The organism is Stutzerimonas sp. 21-1 (assembly GCF_056336065.1).
In genome coordinates, this window is record NZ_CM150500.1 from 270,814 (window position 1) to 286,721 (window position 15,908).

The following is a 15,908-nucleotide window of genomic DNA, read 5'->3' on the forward strand; positions in this document are numbered from 1 at the left end:
CCGGTTCTTTCCTTATGGCACGCGGCAGGTAACGAAAAGTACACATGGGCACGTTCAAGAAGCACGTCAGGACATTCCTGATCGTGGCGGGGAGCCTTCTGCTCGGAGCAGCGTTCTGGAGCAGCCAGCCCTGGCTGGAGCTGTGCGCCGGTCTGGCGCTGTTCCTGTTCGGCATGCAGTGCCTGGAGGAAGGTCTGCGCCAGCTGGCCGGTGGCAAGCTCGAACAGCTGCTGGCGCGGACCACCGCGACGCCGTTCAAGGGGCTGCTGTTCGGCGTCGGCGGCACCATGCTGCTGCAGTCGAGCACGCTGGTGTCGCTGCTGACCATCGCCTTCATCAGTACCGGACTGATCAAGCTGGCCGGCGGCATCCCAATCCTGTTCGGCGCCAATCTCGGCGCCACCAGCGGCATCTGGCTGCTGGCGCTGGCCGGGCACAATCTCAGTCTGGCGCCGCTGGCGCTGCCGCTGCTGGTGTTCGGCGTGCTGGCGAGTTTCCTCGGTGACAAGGGCAAGGCGGCCGGGCGCATCGTGTTGGGGATCGCCTTCGTCTTCCTCGGCATCGATCAGATCAAGGACGGCTTCTCCAGCTTCGGCAGCGACGTGGACATGTCGGCCTACCAGGCCGAGGGGCTGATCGGCCAGCTGCTGTTCGTCGGCATCGGCCTGGCGGCCACGGTGGTGCTGCAGTCCAGTCACGCAACGCTGATGCTGACGCTCGCCGCGCTTGGTGCCGGCCAGCTGACGCTCGGCCCGGCACTGGCCATCGCCATCGGCGCCAACGTCGGCAGCAGCGTCACCACCGCCTTCGTCGGTTCGCTCGGCGGCAACCGCAGCGGGCAGCGTCTGGCGCTGGCGCACGTGCTGTTCAATGCGCTCACGGCGCTGGTGGCGCTGGTCCTGCTGCTGCCATTGACCGCGCTGGTGCGCTGGCTGGTGGAGGCGGTGGGCCTGGGCGACAACGTGCTGCTGCAGCTGGCGCTGTTCCACTCGCTGTTCAACGGGTTGGGCGTGCTGCTGTTCTGGCCGTGGCAGGCGCGCCTGGCAGCGCTGCTGATTCGCCTCTTGCCCGATCGGGTCGAGCCGACGGTGCTGATTACCGAGCTGGCGCAGCCGGACGAACCGCAGCAGCGCACCCGCGCGCGTTACCTCAACGCCCGCGCGCTGGATTCGGCGGATGCCGCCACCTGTGCGGTGGCGCAGGAGCTGCAGCACATGACCCGGCTGAGCCTGGAAGTGATCTGCCATGCGCTGTTCCTGCCGGTGGACCAGCTGATGCGCCAGGGACGCATCGATGACGCCCTGATGGCCGCGCCGCCGGAGCCCGGTGCGCTGGATGCCGAGCAGCTCTACCAGCGCCACATCAAGGGTGTGTACGCCGACCTGCTGAGCTTCATGGGCCGCCTCGAGGTGCCGCTGGACGAGCAGCACCAGACGTTCTGGCTGAGCGGCCAGATCGCCGCGCTGCAGCTGGTGGATGCGGTCAAGGACGCCAAGCACCTGCAGAAAAACCTCGGTCACTACCTGCGCCAGGAGGCCTCGACGGTGCGCCGCTCGTACGTCGAGCTGCGCCGGCATCTGCTTGAGGCACTGCGCGAGATTCGTGCGCTGACCCATTCGGAGCTGCCGGAGGAGCGCTGGCGCGAGCGGCTGCAGTGGCTCGACGAGCGGGCCGCCGAATTCGACGGTGCGTTTCGCAAGCGCCTGTTCGTCGCCGTGCGCAATCACGACCTGGACGGTCTGCAGACCAGCTCGCTGATGAACGACCTGGGCTACGCCAGTCGCATCATCCAGAGCCTGCGCAACGCGCTGTTGCTGGCCGACGGGCAGGAGCCAATCCGCCAGCTGCGCCAGCTGTCGACCGACGACGACGGTCCGATCATTCAGCGGCCCTGAGCGGCGACACCAGGAGCGCCCGGCCGATGCCGCGCGGATCGCTGGCGGCGTCGATTGCGCCGCTGTGTTTGTTCCAATAGAGCACCTGCTGGTTACCGTAATCGCGCTCGATCAGCTGCGGCTGGTGGCCGAGCGCGCGCAGCGCCTGCAGCTGTGCTGGGCTGAAGGTGGCGGCCTCGTACTGCAGCACGTCGGGCAGGTACTGATGGTGATAACGCGGTGCTGCCGGCCAGGCGGATACCGGCTCGCCGTCCAGGTAGGCCAGCACCGACAGCAGCACCATGCTCGGGATGCGGCTGCCGCCGGGCGTGCCGAAGCTGGTGAACTCGCTGGCGCTCTCGATGAAGGTCGGGCTCATGCTCGACAGCGGGCGCTTGCCGCCGGAAATCGCGTTGGCGCTGCTGCCCTTGAGCTGATAGGCATTGCTGCCGGCGATGTCGGCGGCGAAGTCGTCCATTTCGTCGTTGAGCAGCACGCCGGTGCCGGGCACGGTGAACGCGGCGCCGAACATCATGTTCAGCGAGAGGGTGGCCGCCACCGCGTTGCCTTCGGTATCGATCACCGCGAAGTGGGTGGTGTGCTCGCCCTCGCGCCAGCGTGGCGCCGGCGGCAGGGCGCTGCTCGGCGTGGCGCGCGCCGGATCGATGCCGGCCGCCAGCGTCTGCAGGTAGTCCGCCGACAGCAGCCGCTGCAGAGGCGCGCGGACGAAGTCGGGATCGCCCAGCAGGCTGCGGTCGCGATAGGCGCGGCGCAGCGCTTCGACCACCAGATGGCTGCGCTGCACCGGCGCAGCTTCGCGCCAGGACAGGCGTTCGAGCATGCCCAGGCTCTGCGCGAGGATCACGCCGCCGGCCGAGGGCGGCGGTGCGCCGATCAGCTCGCGGCCTTCGGCCAGCGGGAAACGCAGTGGCGCGCGCTCGACAGTCTGGTATTCGGCTAGATCCCGCAGCGTCCAGATGCCGCCGGCGGCGCGCACGCCCTGCACCAGACGCTCGGCCAGCTCGCCGCGATAGAAGCCGTCACGACCTTCGCGTGCCAGGCGTTCGAGGCTGGCGGCCAGCTCCGGCTGACGCAGGCGCTGGCCTTCGGCCGGCAACCCGCCGTCGCGGAGGAACAGCCGTGCGCTTTCGGCATCGGCGCGTAGCGCATCGAGACGCCAGCTGGCGCGCTGGCGGTAGACCGCATCGACGCTGAAGCCGTCGCGCGCCAAGGCGATGGCCGGCGCCAGGGTTTGCGCCAGCGGTAGCCGGCCGCGCTGCTGCGACAGTTCCGTCAGCGCCGCCGGGGTGCCGGGAATCGCCGCCGCCAGCGCACCATCCAGCGACAGCTTGCGCTGCACCTCGCCGTCGCGCAGATACAGATCGGGAGTGGCCGCCAGCGGTGCGCGCTCGCGGGCGTCGAGGAAGCTGAAACGAGCCGGTTCGCCGGCTTCGCGCAGGAGGAAAAAACCACCGCCGCCGAGGCCCGAGCCATAGGGCTCGACCACCGCCAGCGCGGCACTGACCGCCACGGCGGCATCGAAGGCATTACCGCCGGCCTGGAGAATTTCCCGGCCGACTGCGCTGGCGAGCGGGTGCGCGGTGGCAACGGCGCCCTGAGCCGGCGGTTGCGCCTGGGCGCAGAAGGAGAACAGCAGGAAGGCGGCGAGATAGGCCCGCTCGCCCTCGCGCAGTGCGCGTCGGCGAGCCGGCCGCACCGCGGGCATCAGGCCTTGCCGGTGATGATCAGGTACTTCTGCATCAGCTCGTCCTTGCTCTCGACGTTGTTTTCGTCGAGCGGGATGCAGTCGACCGGGCAGACCTGCTGGCACTGCGGCTCGTCATAGTGACCGACGCATTCGGTGCAGAGGTTGGGATCGATGACGTAGATTTCCTCGCCCTGGGAAATCGCGCCGTTCGGGCACTCGGGCTCGCACACGTCGCAGTTGATGCAGTCATCGGTGATTTTCAGGGACATCCAGCGAACTCCTGCCGCGGCTCAGGCCGCGGCACAGCAGATAACGACGCGCAATTGTGCCGCATCGGTGGGCCTGCTGCCCACCGGCGGATCCCTCAGCGCTGGCCGAAGCGCGCCTTGAGCGCGTCCATCACCGCCGGATGGACGAACTTGGAGACGTCGCCCTCGAGCGAGGCGATCTCGCGCACCAGTGTGGAGGAAATATAGGAGTACTTCTCCGACGGCGTGAGGAACAGGCTCTCGACCTCCGGCGCCAGCTGGCGGTTCATGTTGGCCAGCTGGAACTCGTACTCGAAGTCGGATACCGCGCGCAGGCCGCGCAGCAGCACGTTGGCGTTCTGCTCGCGGACGAAATGCGCCAGCAACGTGGAGAAGCCCATGACCTCGACGTTCGGCAGGTGCTTGGTGACTTCGCGGGCCAGCTCGACGCGTTGTTCCAGCGGGAACAGCGGGTTCTTCTTCGGGTTGGCTGCCACGGCGATGATCACATGATCGAACAGCCGGGAAGCGCGCTCCACCAGATCGGCGTGGCCCATGGTGATGGGATCGAAGGTTCCCGGATACAACACTCGATTCATCGCGGCGTCCTGACGCAGGCGTGGGGGTGTGGATGGTAGCGGCTGCATGTCGGCAGCGTAAAGTCTCAATGGTCGTGTGGCGATCTGCGCGGATAACCTGCCGATCTCAGGCGTTCTGCAAGTCTTCGCCGAGCTGGCTGGCGAATTTCGCGCACAGCGCGTAGATCGACAGCTGCGGGTTGGCACCGATGCTGGTGGGGAACAGCGAGCCGTCGTGAACCGACAGGTTCTCCAGCTGATGATGGCGTCCGCGGCTGTCGACCACCGCCTGGCGCGGATCGTCACCCATCGCGCAGCCGCCCATCACGTGCGCGCTGCCGAGCCGCGTGCGGTAGAGCGCGAGATCGAGTCGATCGATCAGTTCGCGCGCCGCGCGCGGCGTGTGCACATAGTCCGCATCGGCATGCAGCGGCAGCACGGCGCGCGCGCCGGCGGCGAACTGGATCTCGGCCATGCTGTGGAAGGCGCGGCGGATGCCGTCCCAGCTGTAGGCGGTCATGTGGTAGTCGAGCACCGGCGTGCCATCGCTGCGCAGTTCGACTTGGCCTTCGGCGCTGTCCGGGTGAAAGCCGTCGCGCTGCAGCGCGATCATCGCGTGGGTGTGCGGCAGCTGCGCCATGCGCAGGGCGTTGTCGACGCCGAAGCGACCGAACAGGGTCGCGGCCAGTGCCGGATGCAGCGGCGGCACTTCGAGCTTGTAGGACATGCGACCACGCGCGCCGTCGCGCCACTGGAAGTGATCCGAATAGATCGACTGCGGCGCACCGTAGAACGGGTTGATGACTTCGTCGAACTGCGCCGCGCAGAAGTTGGTGAGGTGCAGGAAGGTGCGTTTGCCGACGCGCCCGTGCGGGTCCGGCGCGGCGGAGCGCAGCAGCAGCGCCGGGCTGTTGATGCCGCCGCCGGCCAGCACGTAGTGCCGCGCCCTGACGTGAATCCGCCGGCCGCTGGGCGCCACGCCGCGCGCATCCATGCCGACGCAGTCGAGCCCTTCGATGCGCCCGGCGCGGATCTGCAGGCGCTCCGCGCGCGCCAGGTAGAGCAGTTCGCCACCGTGATCGAGCAGTGCCGGAATGCTGGTGACCAGCATCGACTGCTTGGCGTTGGTCGGGCAGCCCATGCCGCAGTAGCCGAGATTCCAGCAGCCGCGCACGTTGCGCGGAATCACCGCCCAGCGATAGCCGAGGCGCTCGCAGCCGCGTTGCAGCACCGCGTTGTTGGCATTCGGCGGCATGGCCCACGGCGCGATGCCCAGGCGCTCTTCCATGCGCGCGAACCAGGGCGCCAGCTGCTCCGTGGAGAGGCCGCTGACGGCGTGCTCGCGCGCCCAGTGCTCGAGTGTCTGCGGCGGAGTGCGGAAGCTCGAGGTCCAGTTCACCAGCGTGGTGCCACCCACCGCGCGGCCCTGCAGGATGGTGATGGCGCCGTCCTTGCTCATTCGTCCGACGCCTTCCTGGTACAGCGACCGATAGGCGCGCGGTTCCTGCAGATCGAAGTCGCTGCTGGTGCGCAGCGGGCCTTCTTCGATCAGCAGCACCTTGAAGCCGGCCGCGCTGAGGATTTCCGCGCTGGTGGCGCCGCCGGCGCCGCTGCCGATGATGGCGGTATCTGCCTCCAGCGTGAGATCGCCGGCGAGGCGCGAGCCATCGTGGGTCTGCCAGCCACGGGCGAGGCCGGCAGCGAAGATGTCGGGGACGGGCATCGTTAGCTCCAGAGGGTCAGACCGTGGGCGGGCCGGGGTAGCCGCAATGCGCCCAGGCTTCGGGCCGGCCGTACCAGGCCATCAGCACCAGCTGCAGCAGGACGGCGTGACCCTGGCGCAGCAGCGCCAGCGGAGCGTTCTGCCAGCGCTGCAGGAAATCCTGCATGGCCTGATCGCTCGCCGCTTCCCAGCTGCCCCAGATGCCGGTCAGCGGGCCGCGGGTCAATGGCAGGCTGAGCAGGTCGAACAGCTGCAGCACCTGTGCGGCCAGCGCCGGCGACAGCTGTTGCAGGTTGCGGTCGAGGCTGCTCAGCGTGCCCTCGACCACCGCCGGCGCGTCCGGCGCTGCCACCGCACCGGTCAGCAGCACGGGAATCAGCCGCCGCAGCAGCGGCAGGTCACTGGGCCGCAACAGGCTGAAGTTCGCCGCCGCCAGCTCGCGACTGCAGCCGCTCAGGCTGGCGGCCAGGCCCGAGGTGGCCAGCAGCGCGCCGCCGAGCAAGCCGATGCGCAGCAGCCCGCGGCGATTCAGCGGCAGGCCGCTCATCAGCGTACCAGCAGGCGGTAGAGCAGCTTCTGCCACCACTTGCCGTAGGGCGGATAGATCAGGCGTGCCGCGTTCAGGCGCGGCTTGCTGAACACCCCGCGCGCCTTGCTGAAGGTCAGGAAGCCCTCGTGCCCGTGGTAATGGCCCATGCCCGAGGCGCCGACGCCGCCGAACGGCAGGTCGTCCTGAGCGACGTGCAGCAGGGTGTCGTTCAGGCATACGCCACCGGACAGCGTGCCCTGCAGCACGCGCTGCTGCTCGGCGCGGTCGTAGCCGAAGAAGTACAGCGCCAGCGGTCGCGGCCGTGCGTTGACGTAGGCGATGGCCGCGTCGAGATCGTCGTAGGGCACCAGCGGCAGCAACGGGCCGAAGATTTCCTCGTGCATCACGCGCATGTGCTCGTTGACGTCGAGCAGCAGGTGGTGCGCGAGGCGGCCCGGCGCGCTGTCGTCGAACAGCGGCAGCACGCGGGCGCCCTTGCTGCGTGCATCGTCCAGATAGTCCTGCAGGCGGGCGAGCTGGCGGGCGTTGATGATCGTGGTGTAGTCCGGATTGTCCGCCAGCTTCGGCAGCAGGCGGCGCACCGCCGCGCGGTAGGCCTCGGCGAAGGCGTCCAGACGTGCGCGCGGCACCAGCACGTAGTCGGGTGCGACGCAGGTCTGCCCGGCGTTGAGCGTCTTGCCGAAGGCGATGCGCTCGGCGGCGTCGGCCAGCGGCACCGTGGGCGAGACGATGGCCGGCGATTTGCCGCCCAGCTCCAGCGTCACCGGCGTCAGATTGTCCGCAGCGGCGCGCATCACGTCGCGGCCGATCTGCGTCGATCCGGTGAACAGCAGGTGATCGAACGGCAGCCGCGCGAAGGCCTTGCCGACCTCGACATCGCCGAGCACCACGGCCACCTGATTCTCCGGGAAGACCTGCGCCAGCAGCCGCTGGAGCAGCGCGCCGGTGGCCGGGGTCGATTCGCTCATCTTCAGCATTACCCGGTTGCCGGCGGCCAGTGCGCCGACCAGCGGGCCGATGGCCAGATACAGCGGGTAGTTCCACGGCACGATGATCCCGACCACGCCCAGCGGCTGGTAGATCACCCGCGCGCTGGCCGGCTGGAACGCCATCCCGACGCGGCGCCGCGACGGTTTCATCCAGCCACGCAGATGGCGGCGAGCGTACCGGATGCCATGCAGGCTCGGCATGATTTCGGCCAGTAGCGTCTCGTCGGCCGAGCGGTTGCCGAAGTCCGCCGAGATGGCCTCGATCAGCGCCTGCTGGTTGCCCGTCAGCACGTCGCGTAGCGCGTCCAGCCATTGCCGCCGGGTCTGCGCATCGGGCAGCGGTGCGGTGGCGCAGGCGCTGCGTTGCGCGGCGAGGATCTGCTGCAAGTGCTCAGCGGTGAGCGGCACGTGCGCGGCGGGCGTTTCGACAGGCATGGCGGCTCCTGAGGGCGGCGAGAGAGTGTTTTCTAGAGTAATTGCTCTAAAGTGTCAATGCGACTCGCCTGCGCCGGTGCGGGGCTGTACCGTTGCACCCTTGCAGACCCCACGAGACCGACCCGCCCATGGCGCCCCGAGCAAAGACCCGCGACCGCATCCTCGATGCCAGCCTCGAGCTGTTCAATGCCCAGGGTGAGCGCGGCGTCAGTACCAATCACATCGCTGCGCACCTGGGCATATCGCCGGGCAACCTGTACTACCACTTCGCCAACAAGCAGGCGATCGTTGCCGAGCTGTTCAGGCGTTACGAGGCCCGCATCGACGACTTCCTGCGCCCGCCGCAACGCGCGCTGACGGTGGCGGACAAGGTCGTCTATCTCGAGGCGTTGCTGGCGGCGATGTGGGACTTCCGTTTTCTGCACCGCGACCTGGAAGCGCTGCTCGCTGCCGATGAAGCGCTGGCGCAGCGCTACCGCGCCTTTGCGGCGCGTTGCCTGGACAACGCCAGGGCGATCTATCAGGGATTCGTCGACGCCGGCATCCTCCAGATGGGCCCCGCCGAGGTCGAAGCGCTGGCGCTCAATGCCTGGATCATCCTCACCTCCTGGGTGCGCTTTCTCGGCACCGTCGGTGAACCGTCCGTGCAGCTCGGTCCGGAGCAGTTGCGCTGCGGTATCTATCAGCTGCTGGCATTGGAGGTGGGCTTCGTGTCGCCGGGCGCTTCAGCGGAGGTTTCCGAGTTGCTGCGCAAGTATCTGTCGGATGGCTGTCGAGGTATTTCGTCGGATTTATGACGCTCACGCTGAGCCTGATCAGTATTCATGCGTCGAGGCGACGAATAGCTGGCGAATAACCCTAGAAGAACCCGTAGAATGATGGCGATCAAGTATCACATCGCCATTATCCGGTTTTCCTTCCCATGTCCCCCATGCCACGCGTCGCCGTCCTTGGTGCGTCTTCTTCCCCTATTGTCGGTATCGAATACGAGCGGCACCCCGAGTGGTCCGCGCTCGCGGCGCTGCCGGCGTATGACATCGTTCTGCTCGATCTGCCGGCGGTGCGCGCCGGCGAAGCCTTGCGCAGCCTGCGTATGGACAAGCGTTATCGCTTCAGCCTGATCTACTGCTGCCAGGAGCAGGATGCGTCCTGCAAGGCGCTGGGCGACGGTGCGCCGCCGGCTGATCTGAGTGCGCTGGTGCCGCTCTGGCGGCTGTGGCAGGAGCGCTTCGCGCTATTCAATCGTGGGGTGGCGCCGGAGCGTTTCGAGTCGCGCGTGCTTGCCTGGCTGTGGTTGCGGCCGCACGGTGCCATCCATGCGGTGCGCGATGCCGGTGTGGCGCAGCACTATCACTACCCGCTGCTGGAGGCGCTGGAAGACGACGAAACGCCGAACGCCTTCGCCTGGCTGCAGCTGATGACCCAGCAAGGCTGGCTGGAAGAGGGTGAGCTGGTCGATCGGGTGCGCCTGTGCGTCGGTTGTGGCTCCGGCCGGCTGAACTACGTGGACGTCTGCCCCGAGTGCCAGACGCTGGAAATCGCCCGTCAGCCGTCGCTGCACTGCTTCACCTGCGGCCACGTCGGCGCCCAGGAGCACTTCCTCAAGGATGGCCTGCTGCTCTGCCCGAACTGCTTCTCGCGCCTGCGTCACATCGGCAGCGATTACGACCGGCCGCTGGAAAACTATCGCTGCCGCAGCTGCCAGGCGTTCTTCGTCGATGCCGAAGTCGAGTCGCGCTGCCTGGACTGTGGCCAGGCCCATGCGCCGGACAAGCTGCGCGTGCGCGAGGTGCGTCACTTCCGCCTCGCCGAGGCCGGGCGGCTGCGCTGTCGGCAGGGCTACTCGGCCAGTGTCGCCGAGACCGATCAGTTCGGTGCGCTCAACCTGCTCAACCAGAAGTCCTTCCACGAGCTGCTCAACTGGCAGCTGCAGCTGGTGCGGCGCTACAAGCAGCCGGCGTTCTCCCTGCTGGGGCTGCGGTTCGTCAACCTGGCGGCGACCATCAGCGCACTCGGCGAGCTGCGCGGCCATGCGCTGGTGGACAGCCTGGTGGAGCGGCTGCAGGAAGCCGTGCGCGACACCGATCGCTGCAGCCGGGTCAGTGAAGAGATTCTCTGGATCATGATGCCGCACACCGATGCGGCCGGCCTGGCAGTGGTGCGTAAACGCCTGCAGGAAGGTGCCGAGCGGCTGGCCAGCGAGCAGATCGGCCAGCTGCAGCTGCGTCAGATCGGCTTCACCGCACCGGCCGACCTGCTCGAACAGGAAGATGCCGCGTTGCTGCTGGCGCGCCTGAACGGGGAGCTGGGCTGAGATGGAGGGTTTCTGGCTGCAGTGGCTGGGGATTCTCGGCGAAATCGACAAGCCCGACGGCCTGGGCTATCTGCTGGTGATGCTGTTTCCGGCGTTTCTGTTGCTGGAGGTGCCGCTCAGCCTGGTGATCCTGCTCGGCGTGCTGCGCTGGTTCGTGCGCAAACCCTTCGAGCTGCCGGAAGGCAACAGTTACCAGCCGCGCGTGTCCTGCGTGATCACCTGCTATAGCGAAGGTCGGGATGTGCAGACCACGCTGCTCAGCCTGTGCGAGCAGACCTATCGCGGCGAGATCGAGATGATTCCGGTGGTCGACGGCGCGACGGCCAATCACGCGACGATGCAGGCCGTGCGGGATTTTCGCCTCGATGCGCAGCTGTATCCGCGGCGCTTTCTGCGGCCGATCGCCAAGTGGCAGCGTGGCGGACGGGTGTCCTCACTGAACGCCGGGCTGGAATACAGCACCGGTGAGATCGTCATGGCGCTGGATGGCGATACCTCGTTCGACAACGACATGGTGGTCAACGTGGTGCGCCATTTCCAGGACCCGGACGTGCCGGCGGTGGCGGGCAGCCTGCGGGTGCGCAACGCGCGCGCCTCGCTGACCACGGCGATGCAGGCGCTGGAATACCTGCTGTCGATCCAGCTGGCCAAGATCGGGCTCAGCGAGTGGAACGTGGTGAATAACGTATCCGGCGCGTTCGGCGCCTTTCGTCGCAGCTTTCTGCAGAAAATCGGTGGCTGGGACACCCATACCGCCGAGGATCTGGATATCACCCTGCGCATCAAGAACTACTTCGGCCGCCGGCCGCTGCGCATACCCTTCGAGCCGTGCGCCATCGGCCACACTGACGCCCCGGTGACGTTCCGCCAGTTCCTCATGCAGCGCCTGCGCTGGGATGGCGATCTGTTCTTCCTCTATGTGCGCAAGCATCGCCACAGTTTCACGCCGCGCCTGCTCGGCTGGCCGAACTTTCTGGTGGTGCTGGTCAGCGGGTTCTTCTTCCAGCTGGTGCTGCCGTTCATCATCCTCGGCTACTTCATCGTCGGACTGTACTCGCTGACGCTGTCGACCTTCCTGGTGCTCGCCTGGCTGGTCTATCTGGTGTACTTGGCCAACACCCTGCTGGCCTACGTGGTAGCGGTGTGCATGGTGTCCGAGCGGCCGCGGCAGGACCTGTGGCTTTGCTGGGTGGTGCCGCTGTTTCCGCTGTTCATGTTCGTCATGCGCTGCTGGAGCGCAGTGGCGATCCTCAACGAAATGATCCGGCGTGGCCATGAGGAAACCTCGATGGCGCCCTGGTGGGTGCTGCGCAAGGCGAAGAGGTTCTGATGCGGCGAGTATTCCTATTGCTGGGTCTGCTGGGTCTGGCTTCATCCTGTCTGGCCGAGGTATTGCCGCTACCGGCGCTGCTCGATGGCGCCGACAGCACGCCGCTGCTGCGCGCGGCCGAGGCCGAAGGTGCGGCGCTCGAGGCATTGCAGCGCCAGCACGAGGCCGAAGCCGGCTGGCAATGGTTCGCCTCGGCAGGGACCGGGCGCTATCGGGAGCTGGTGACCGAAGAGGTGCGCGACGACTACTACGGTCGCGATCTGGCGCTCGGCTTGCGTCATCCACTGCTGGGCAGCCTGAAGCGCCAGCAGGATGCGTTGCGCAGCGTCGAAGACCAGCGCCAGCAACAGCAGGCGCGACTGCAGCTGGCGCGCCTCGAGCAGCGCCTGGCACTGCGCAGCGCCTATGCCGACTGGTGGCGAGCGCAGGAGGAACTGCGCTGGTGCGACGGCATCGCCGAGCCTGCACGGCGCGCGCGCGAGCAGCTGGCGGCGCGCCTGCGCGAAGGCTGGTTGCTGGCTTCCGAGGCGCGTCTGCAGGATGGCCGCTGGCAGGCGCTGGAGCGCCGTTGCGCCGCCGCCGGGCCGCTGCTGGAAGAAACCCGCTACAGCCTGCAGTCGCTGAGTGGACAGTCGATCGAGGTGGGCCAGCAGGCCCGTGCCGAGGCGCTGGCGAGCGCTGCGCAGCCGCTGGGTACCTGGCTGCAACAGCTCGAGCGGCATCCGCGGCTGCAGGAGCGCCGCGAGCAGCTGCGTCAGGCCGAGCGCAATCGGCAGAGTCCGTGGTACGCGGCGGTCGATTCGAGCTTCAGCGTCGCGCAGAGCTACGAAGACCGCAGCGGCGGCAACGAGCCGGGCAATGGGTTGGTGGCCAGCATCAGTCTGTCGGCGCCCTTCGATCCGCTGGCCTATGGGCGGGCGCGCACTGACGAGGGCGTGGCACGCCACGAGATGGCACTGGCGCAGCTGGATGCCGAGCGTGAGGGTCTGCAGCAGGGGCTCGGCCAGGCGCTGCGCGCGCAGCGCGCGGCCGCCGAAGACCTGTTGCAGGCGCGTCAGCAGCTGGAAACGGCGGCGCTGGCCATGCGCGAGCAGCGTCTGCGGCGCGCTGGCGATGTCGATCAGGCTTGGCTGGGCAGCTTGGCGGCCGAGCTGGAGCATGGCTACGCCGGATTGCGCCTGATCGCCGCCTGGCACGGGTTGTGGCTGCGGGAAGCGGCTCTGCGCCTGTTCGTGGACGACGATGTTGCGCACGCGCCGTTGCTCGGGCCGGCCACGCTCGACTGGCAGGCACCGGTGGCGGCCGCACGCACGGCGGCGGGTCGCCAGGCCGCGCAATGGCAGCAGGGCGTCTACCTCTGGGACAGCCACGCGCTGCTCGATGAACAGCGCCGCGCCGAGGCATTGGCGCAACTGCGCGCGGCCGGCATGCAGCGTCTCTATCTCGGCCTCGACGCCGCCCAGGTGGCCGAGCCAGAGCGCCTGCGCGGTCAGTTGCGCGGGTTGCTGGAGGCCGCGCGCGCGCAGGGCTTCGAGGTGCTGCTGCTGCTCGGCGATCCGCACTGGCTGCAGGCCGACGGCCGCCAGGGACTGCTCGATCTGCTCGGCGAGCTGAGCGCGCTGCCGTTCGCCGGTCTGCATCTGGATCTGGAGGTCGAGCAGCTCGGCTGGCCGGTGCCCGAGGCGCGGCTGCGCGACTGGATGGACACGCTGACGGCGGTCGCCGGTGTCAGCCCTTGGCCGCTCGAACTGTCCAGCCATCACCGCTGGTTCGCCGCACCGCGCGCCGGCGAGTACTGCGTGCCCTGCGAGCTGCGCCAGCGCGGTGTGCGCCAGGTCAGCCTGATGATCTACACCCGCAACGCCGTACGCAGCGCGGAGCTGGCGGCGGATATTGCGCGCCGCTGGCCGGGACTGTCGTTCCGCCTGGCGCAGAGCGTGGAGCCGCAGCTGGCGGCGGATGAAAGCTGGAGCGCCGCCCCGCGCGCGCAATTGCAGGCGCAGACCGAGCGCTGGCGCCAGCAGTTGCAGCCACAGGCCGTTGCCGGCATCGACTGGCAGGACTGGTCTCACTATCCCCATTGAGCACATCGCATGAAGATCAAATTCTCCAGCGCCAAGGAGCAACAACCCACCCAGGAGCAGGGCCTGCAGGTGCTCTATGCGCCGGGCAAGCGCCTGGCCTTTCGAGTGCGCTGGTACCTCATTCTGCTGGCGGTACTCAGTCCGCTGCTTTGGCTGATCGGCCGCTGGGTGCTCACGCTGTGGCTGATCGAGGCGCCGGCTCAGCTGCATCTGCCGGGCAGCGAGCTGCGCGCCCGTGACGCCGCGCAGGTCCAGCAGCTGCTGGTACAGCCGGGGCAGCGGGTCACGGCCGGCGAGCTGCTGGTACGTCTGGACAACCCGGAATGGCGTGCGCGGCGCTTCCTGCTGGAGGCGGCGAGCACGCCGATGGAAAGCCCGAATGCCGCCAGCCTGGCAGCCGAACGGGCGCTGCTGCAGGAGTCGCTGGCGGGCGCCGAAGCGCGCGTGCGGCAGGTCCGGCGACTGCTCGATGCCGGCGCGGCGACCCGTGGCGAGTTGCTGGCGGCGACCGATCTGCGTGATGCGCGGCTGCGCGAGCTGTATCAGCTGGAGCAGCGGCGCCAGCCGGAGGCCGGCCCCGAGCAGCGCCAGCGTGATCTGGAGCTGGCCTGGCTGGACAGCCGTTTGCAGGGGCTGGAACTGCGCGCCGAGAACGATGGCCGCGTCGGCGAAATCCTCGTCGCGCCGGGCGAGAACGTCGGGCCGGGTACGCCGCTGCTGCGCGTGGAAAGCGACGGCGAGCCGCAGGTGTGGGTCTATCTCGACCCGCGGCATGCCGCCGAGGCCATGCCCGGCAAGTCGCTGATGCTGATCTTCCCGGACCACAGCCAGCGTCAGGCGGTGGTGATCCAGGCGGTGGACGACGCAGCGCCGGTCCCGGTCGAACTGCGCCCGCCGTTCAGCGCACCGACGCGCAGCCTGCGGGTGATAGCACGGGTGCAGGATGGGCTGCCGCCCGAGTGGCGCATCGACCGGCTCGGCCTCAAGGCACGATTCCCGCACGCGTGGCTGCCATTCGGCAGCTGAGATCGCTCAGGCACCCGCCAGCCACTGCGGAATGCGCCGCTCCAGGTAGTAGCGCGGACGGCGTGGTGTGCCCTCGATGAAGCCGACGTGCCCGCCGTGGGCGTGCAGTTCTAGCGTGGTGGTCGCTGACAGTTCGCTGGTTTCCGGCACGCTGTGGCGGAACACGAAGGGGTCGTCGGCGGCCTGGATCAGCAGCGTCGGGATCGCGATGTCGGGCAGGAAATAGCGGCTCGACGCGCGCCGGTAGTAATCCTGGGCATCCTTGTAGCCATGCAGTGGGGCGGTGATGCGGCCGTCGAAGTCCCAGAAGGTGCGCATGCCGTCGAGCGTGCCCAGGCCGCTGAGGGTGGCCAGGTGCTGCTGCAGGTCGCGTTCGCGGAACAGCCGTTGCTTGTCCTTCACGTAGGCGACCATCGCCTTCATGAAGTGCGCCTGATAGACCCGCGAGAAACCCAGGCCGATGCGGTCGGCGCACTGGTCCAGGCGAAACGGCACCGACACCGCGACGGCCTTGCGCATCGGGCAGCTGCTGGCGGTTTCGCCGAGGTACTTGAGCAGCACGTTGCCGCCCAGCGAATAGCCGACTGCGTGCAGCGGCGCCAGCGGGCGGCTGGCCTGCAGGTGGGTGATGACTTCGCCGAGGTCGTCGCTGGCGCCGGAATGGTAGGCGCGCGGCAGCAGGTTGGGCTCGCCCGAACAGCCGCGCCAGTTGATCGCCACGCTGGCCCAGCCGCGTGCGGCCAGCTGCTGCTGCAGGCCGAGCACGTACAGCGAGCTGGACGAGCCGGTGAGCCCGTGCAGCACCAGCACCAGCGGCACCGTGGCGTCGTGCGGGCCGTGCCAGTCGAGGTCGATGAAGTCGCCATCGGCCAGCCACAGCCGTTCGCGCCGGCGCGCGAGTGTCGGCGTGGTGCGGAAGAATGGATTCCACAGGGTCTGCAGATGCGGCCCCGGCAGCCACCAGGCGGGTTGGAAGAGGTCGGTCACGGTTGCTCGTAGCGCTTGGGTTGGCTCGACGTTAGTGCCTGCAATGGTCGATGAACAGCACC

General features: G+C 68.3%; 13 protein-coding genes. 6 read left to right on the top strand and 7 right to left on the bottom strand.

The features are described 5' to 3' along the window. Positions 1-44: 44 nt before the first annotated feature. Complete coding sequence (locus tag AC0ZJQ_RS01245) at positions 45-1,895, top strand: Na/Pi cotransporter family protein (RefSeq protein WP_476477235.1); 1,851 nt, start codon at positions 45-47, stop codon at positions 1,893-1,895. On the opposite strand, the gene ggt is transcribed toward AC0ZJQ_RS01245, so the two are convergent. The 6 genes from ggt to AC0ZJQ_RS01275 form a co-directional block, all read right to left on the bottom strand. Further along, positions 1,879-3,600, bottom strand: a complete 1,722-nt coding sequence (gene ggt, locus AC0ZJQ_RS01250; protein WP_476477236.1) for a gamma-glutamyltransferase — start codon at positions 3,598-3,600, stop codon at positions 1,879-1,881. The genes AC0ZJQ_RS01245 and ggt overlap by 17 nt on opposite strands. Further along, positions 3,600-3,851 (bottom strand): YfhL family 4Fe-4S dicluster ferredoxin, encoded by a 252-nt coding sequence (locus AC0ZJQ_RS01255; RefSeq protein ID WP_008568547.1) that lies wholly within the window; start codon positions 3,849-3,851, stop codon positions 3,600-3,602. Before AC0ZJQ_RS01255 ends, ggt begins: the two co-directional genes overlap by 1 nt. Before the next feature lie 95 nt (positions 3,852-3,946). Beyond that, positions 3,947-4,429: a pantetheine-phosphate adenylyltransferase gene (coaD, locus tag AC0ZJQ_RS01260; protein WP_008568546.1), complete on the bottom strand. Its 483-nt coding sequence runs from the start codon at positions 4,427-4,429 to the stop codon at positions 3,947-3,949. Between the two features lie 106 nt (positions 4,430-4,535). After that, positions 4,536-6,131 carry a GMC family oxidoreductase gene (locus AC0ZJQ_RS01265; protein ID WP_102829119.1) on the bottom strand — a complete coding sequence of 532 codons (1,596 nt, stop codon included), beginning with the start codon at positions 6,129-6,131 and terminating at the stop codon, positions 4,536-4,538. A 16-nt stretch (positions 6,132-6,147) separates the two neighbouring features. After that, positions 6,148-6,678, bottom strand: coding sequence for a twin-arginine translocation pathway signal protein (locus AC0ZJQ_RS01270; protein WP_077682794.1), 531 nt, complete (start codon positions 6,676-6,678; stop codon positions 6,148-6,150). After that, positions 6,678-8,105 (bottom strand): coniferyl aldehyde dehydrogenase, encoded by a 1,428-nt coding sequence (locus AC0ZJQ_RS01275; protein WP_167136609.1) that lies wholly within the window; start codon positions 8,103-8,105, stop codon positions 6,678-6,680. Before AC0ZJQ_RS01275 ends, AC0ZJQ_RS01270 begins: the two co-directional genes overlap by 1 nt. Before the next feature lie 128 nt (positions 8,106-8,233). Here AC0ZJQ_RS01275 and AC0ZJQ_RS01280 point away from each other — a divergent pair, with 128 nt between their 5' ends. The 5 genes from AC0ZJQ_RS01280 to AC0ZJQ_RS01300 all read left to right on the top strand — a co-directional run bounded on the left by AC0ZJQ_RS01280 (position 8,234) and on the right by AC0ZJQ_RS01300 (position 14,859). Further along, on the top strand, positions 8,234-8,902 hold the full coding sequence (locus AC0ZJQ_RS01280) for a TetR/AcrR family transcriptional regulator (RefSeq protein WP_476477237.1): 669 nt from the start codon (positions 8,234-8,236) through the stop codon (positions 8,900-8,902). A gap of 134 nt (positions 8,903-9,036) precedes the next feature. Continuing rightward, positions 9,037-10,419, top strand: coding sequence for a TackOD1 domain-containing metal-binding protein (locus AC0ZJQ_RS01285; protein WP_476477792.1), 1,383 nt, complete (start codon positions 9,037-9,039; stop codon positions 10,417-10,419). 1 nt (position 10,420) lies between these two features. Continuing rightward, complete coding sequence (locus tag AC0ZJQ_RS01290) at positions 10,421-11,749, top strand: glycosyltransferase family 2 protein (protein WP_095460275.1); 1,329 nt, start codon at positions 10,421-10,423, stop codon at positions 11,747-11,749. Next, entirely contained in the window at positions 11,749-13,833 is a 2,085-nt protein-coding gene (locus tag AC0ZJQ_RS01295) for a TolC family protein (RefSeq protein ID WP_476477238.1), read from the top strand. The genes AC0ZJQ_RS01290 and AC0ZJQ_RS01295 overlap by 1 nt, the downstream gene beginning before the upstream one ends. Before the next feature lie 9 nt (positions 13,834-13,842). Continuing rightward, positions 13,843-14,859 (top strand): HlyD family secretion protein, encoded by a 1,017-nt coding sequence (locus tag AC0ZJQ_RS01300; RefSeq protein ID WP_476477239.1) that lies wholly within the window; start codon positions 13,843-13,845, stop codon positions 14,857-14,859. Positions 14,860-14,865: 6 nt separating this feature from the next. Here the strand turns inward: AC0ZJQ_RS01300 and AC0ZJQ_RS01305 are convergent, their stop codons facing one another. Beyond that, positions 14,866-15,846, bottom strand: a complete 981-nt coding sequence (locus tag AC0ZJQ_RS01305) for a hydrolase (protein WP_156716046.1) — start codon at positions 15,844-15,846, stop codon at positions 14,866-14,868. Positions 15,847-15,908: the final 62 nt, after the last annotated feature.

Excerpts from the sequence above, each read along its gene's own strand:
- AC0ZJQ_RS01245 (WP_476477235.1), top strand. The coding sequence starts at position 45 with ATGGGCACGTTCAAGAAGCACGTCAGGACATTCCTGATCGTGGCGGGG.
- ggt (WP_476477236.1), bottom strand. The coding sequence starts at position 3,600 with ATGCCCGCGGTGCGGCCGGCTCGCCGACGCGCACTGCGCGAGGGCGAG.
- AC0ZJQ_RS01255 (WP_008568547.1), bottom strand. The coding sequence starts at position 3,851 with ATGTCCCTGAAAATCACCGATGACTGCATCAACTGCGACGTGTGCGAG.
- coaD (WP_008568546.1), bottom strand. The coding sequence starts at position 4,429 with ATGAATCGAGTGTTGTATCCGGGAACCTTCGATCCCATCACCATGGGC.
- AC0ZJQ_RS01265 (WP_102829119.1), bottom strand. The coding sequence starts at position 6,131 with ATGCCCGTCCCCGACATCTTCGCTGCCGGCCTCGCCCGTGGCTGGCAG.
- AC0ZJQ_RS01270 (WP_077682794.1), bottom strand. The coding sequence starts at position 6,678 with ATGAGCGGCCTGCCGCTGAATCGCCGCGGGCTGCTGCGCATCGGCTTG.
- AC0ZJQ_RS01275 (WP_167136609.1), bottom strand. The coding sequence starts at position 8,105 with ATGCCTGTCGAAACGCCCGCCGCGCACGTGCCGCTCACCGCTGAGCAC.
- AC0ZJQ_RS01280 (WP_476477237.1), top strand. The coding sequence starts at position 8,234 with ATGGCGCCCCGAGCAAAGACCCGCGACCGCATCCTCGATGCCAGCCTC.
- AC0ZJQ_RS01285 (WP_476477792.1), top strand. The coding sequence starts at position 9,037 with ATGCCACGCGTCGCCGTCCTTGGTGCGTCTTCTTCCCCTATTGTCGGT.
- AC0ZJQ_RS01290 (WP_095460275.1), top strand. The coding sequence starts at position 10,421 with ATGGAGGGTTTCTGGCTGCAGTGGCTGGGGATTCTCGGCGAAATCGAC.
- AC0ZJQ_RS01295 (WP_476477238.1), top strand. The coding sequence starts at position 11,749 with ATGCGGCGAGTATTCCTATTGCTGGGTCTGCTGGGTCTGGCTTCATCC.
- AC0ZJQ_RS01300 (WP_476477239.1), top strand. The coding sequence starts at position 13,843 with ATGAAGATCAAATTCTCCAGCGCCAAGGAGCAACAACCCACCCAGGAG.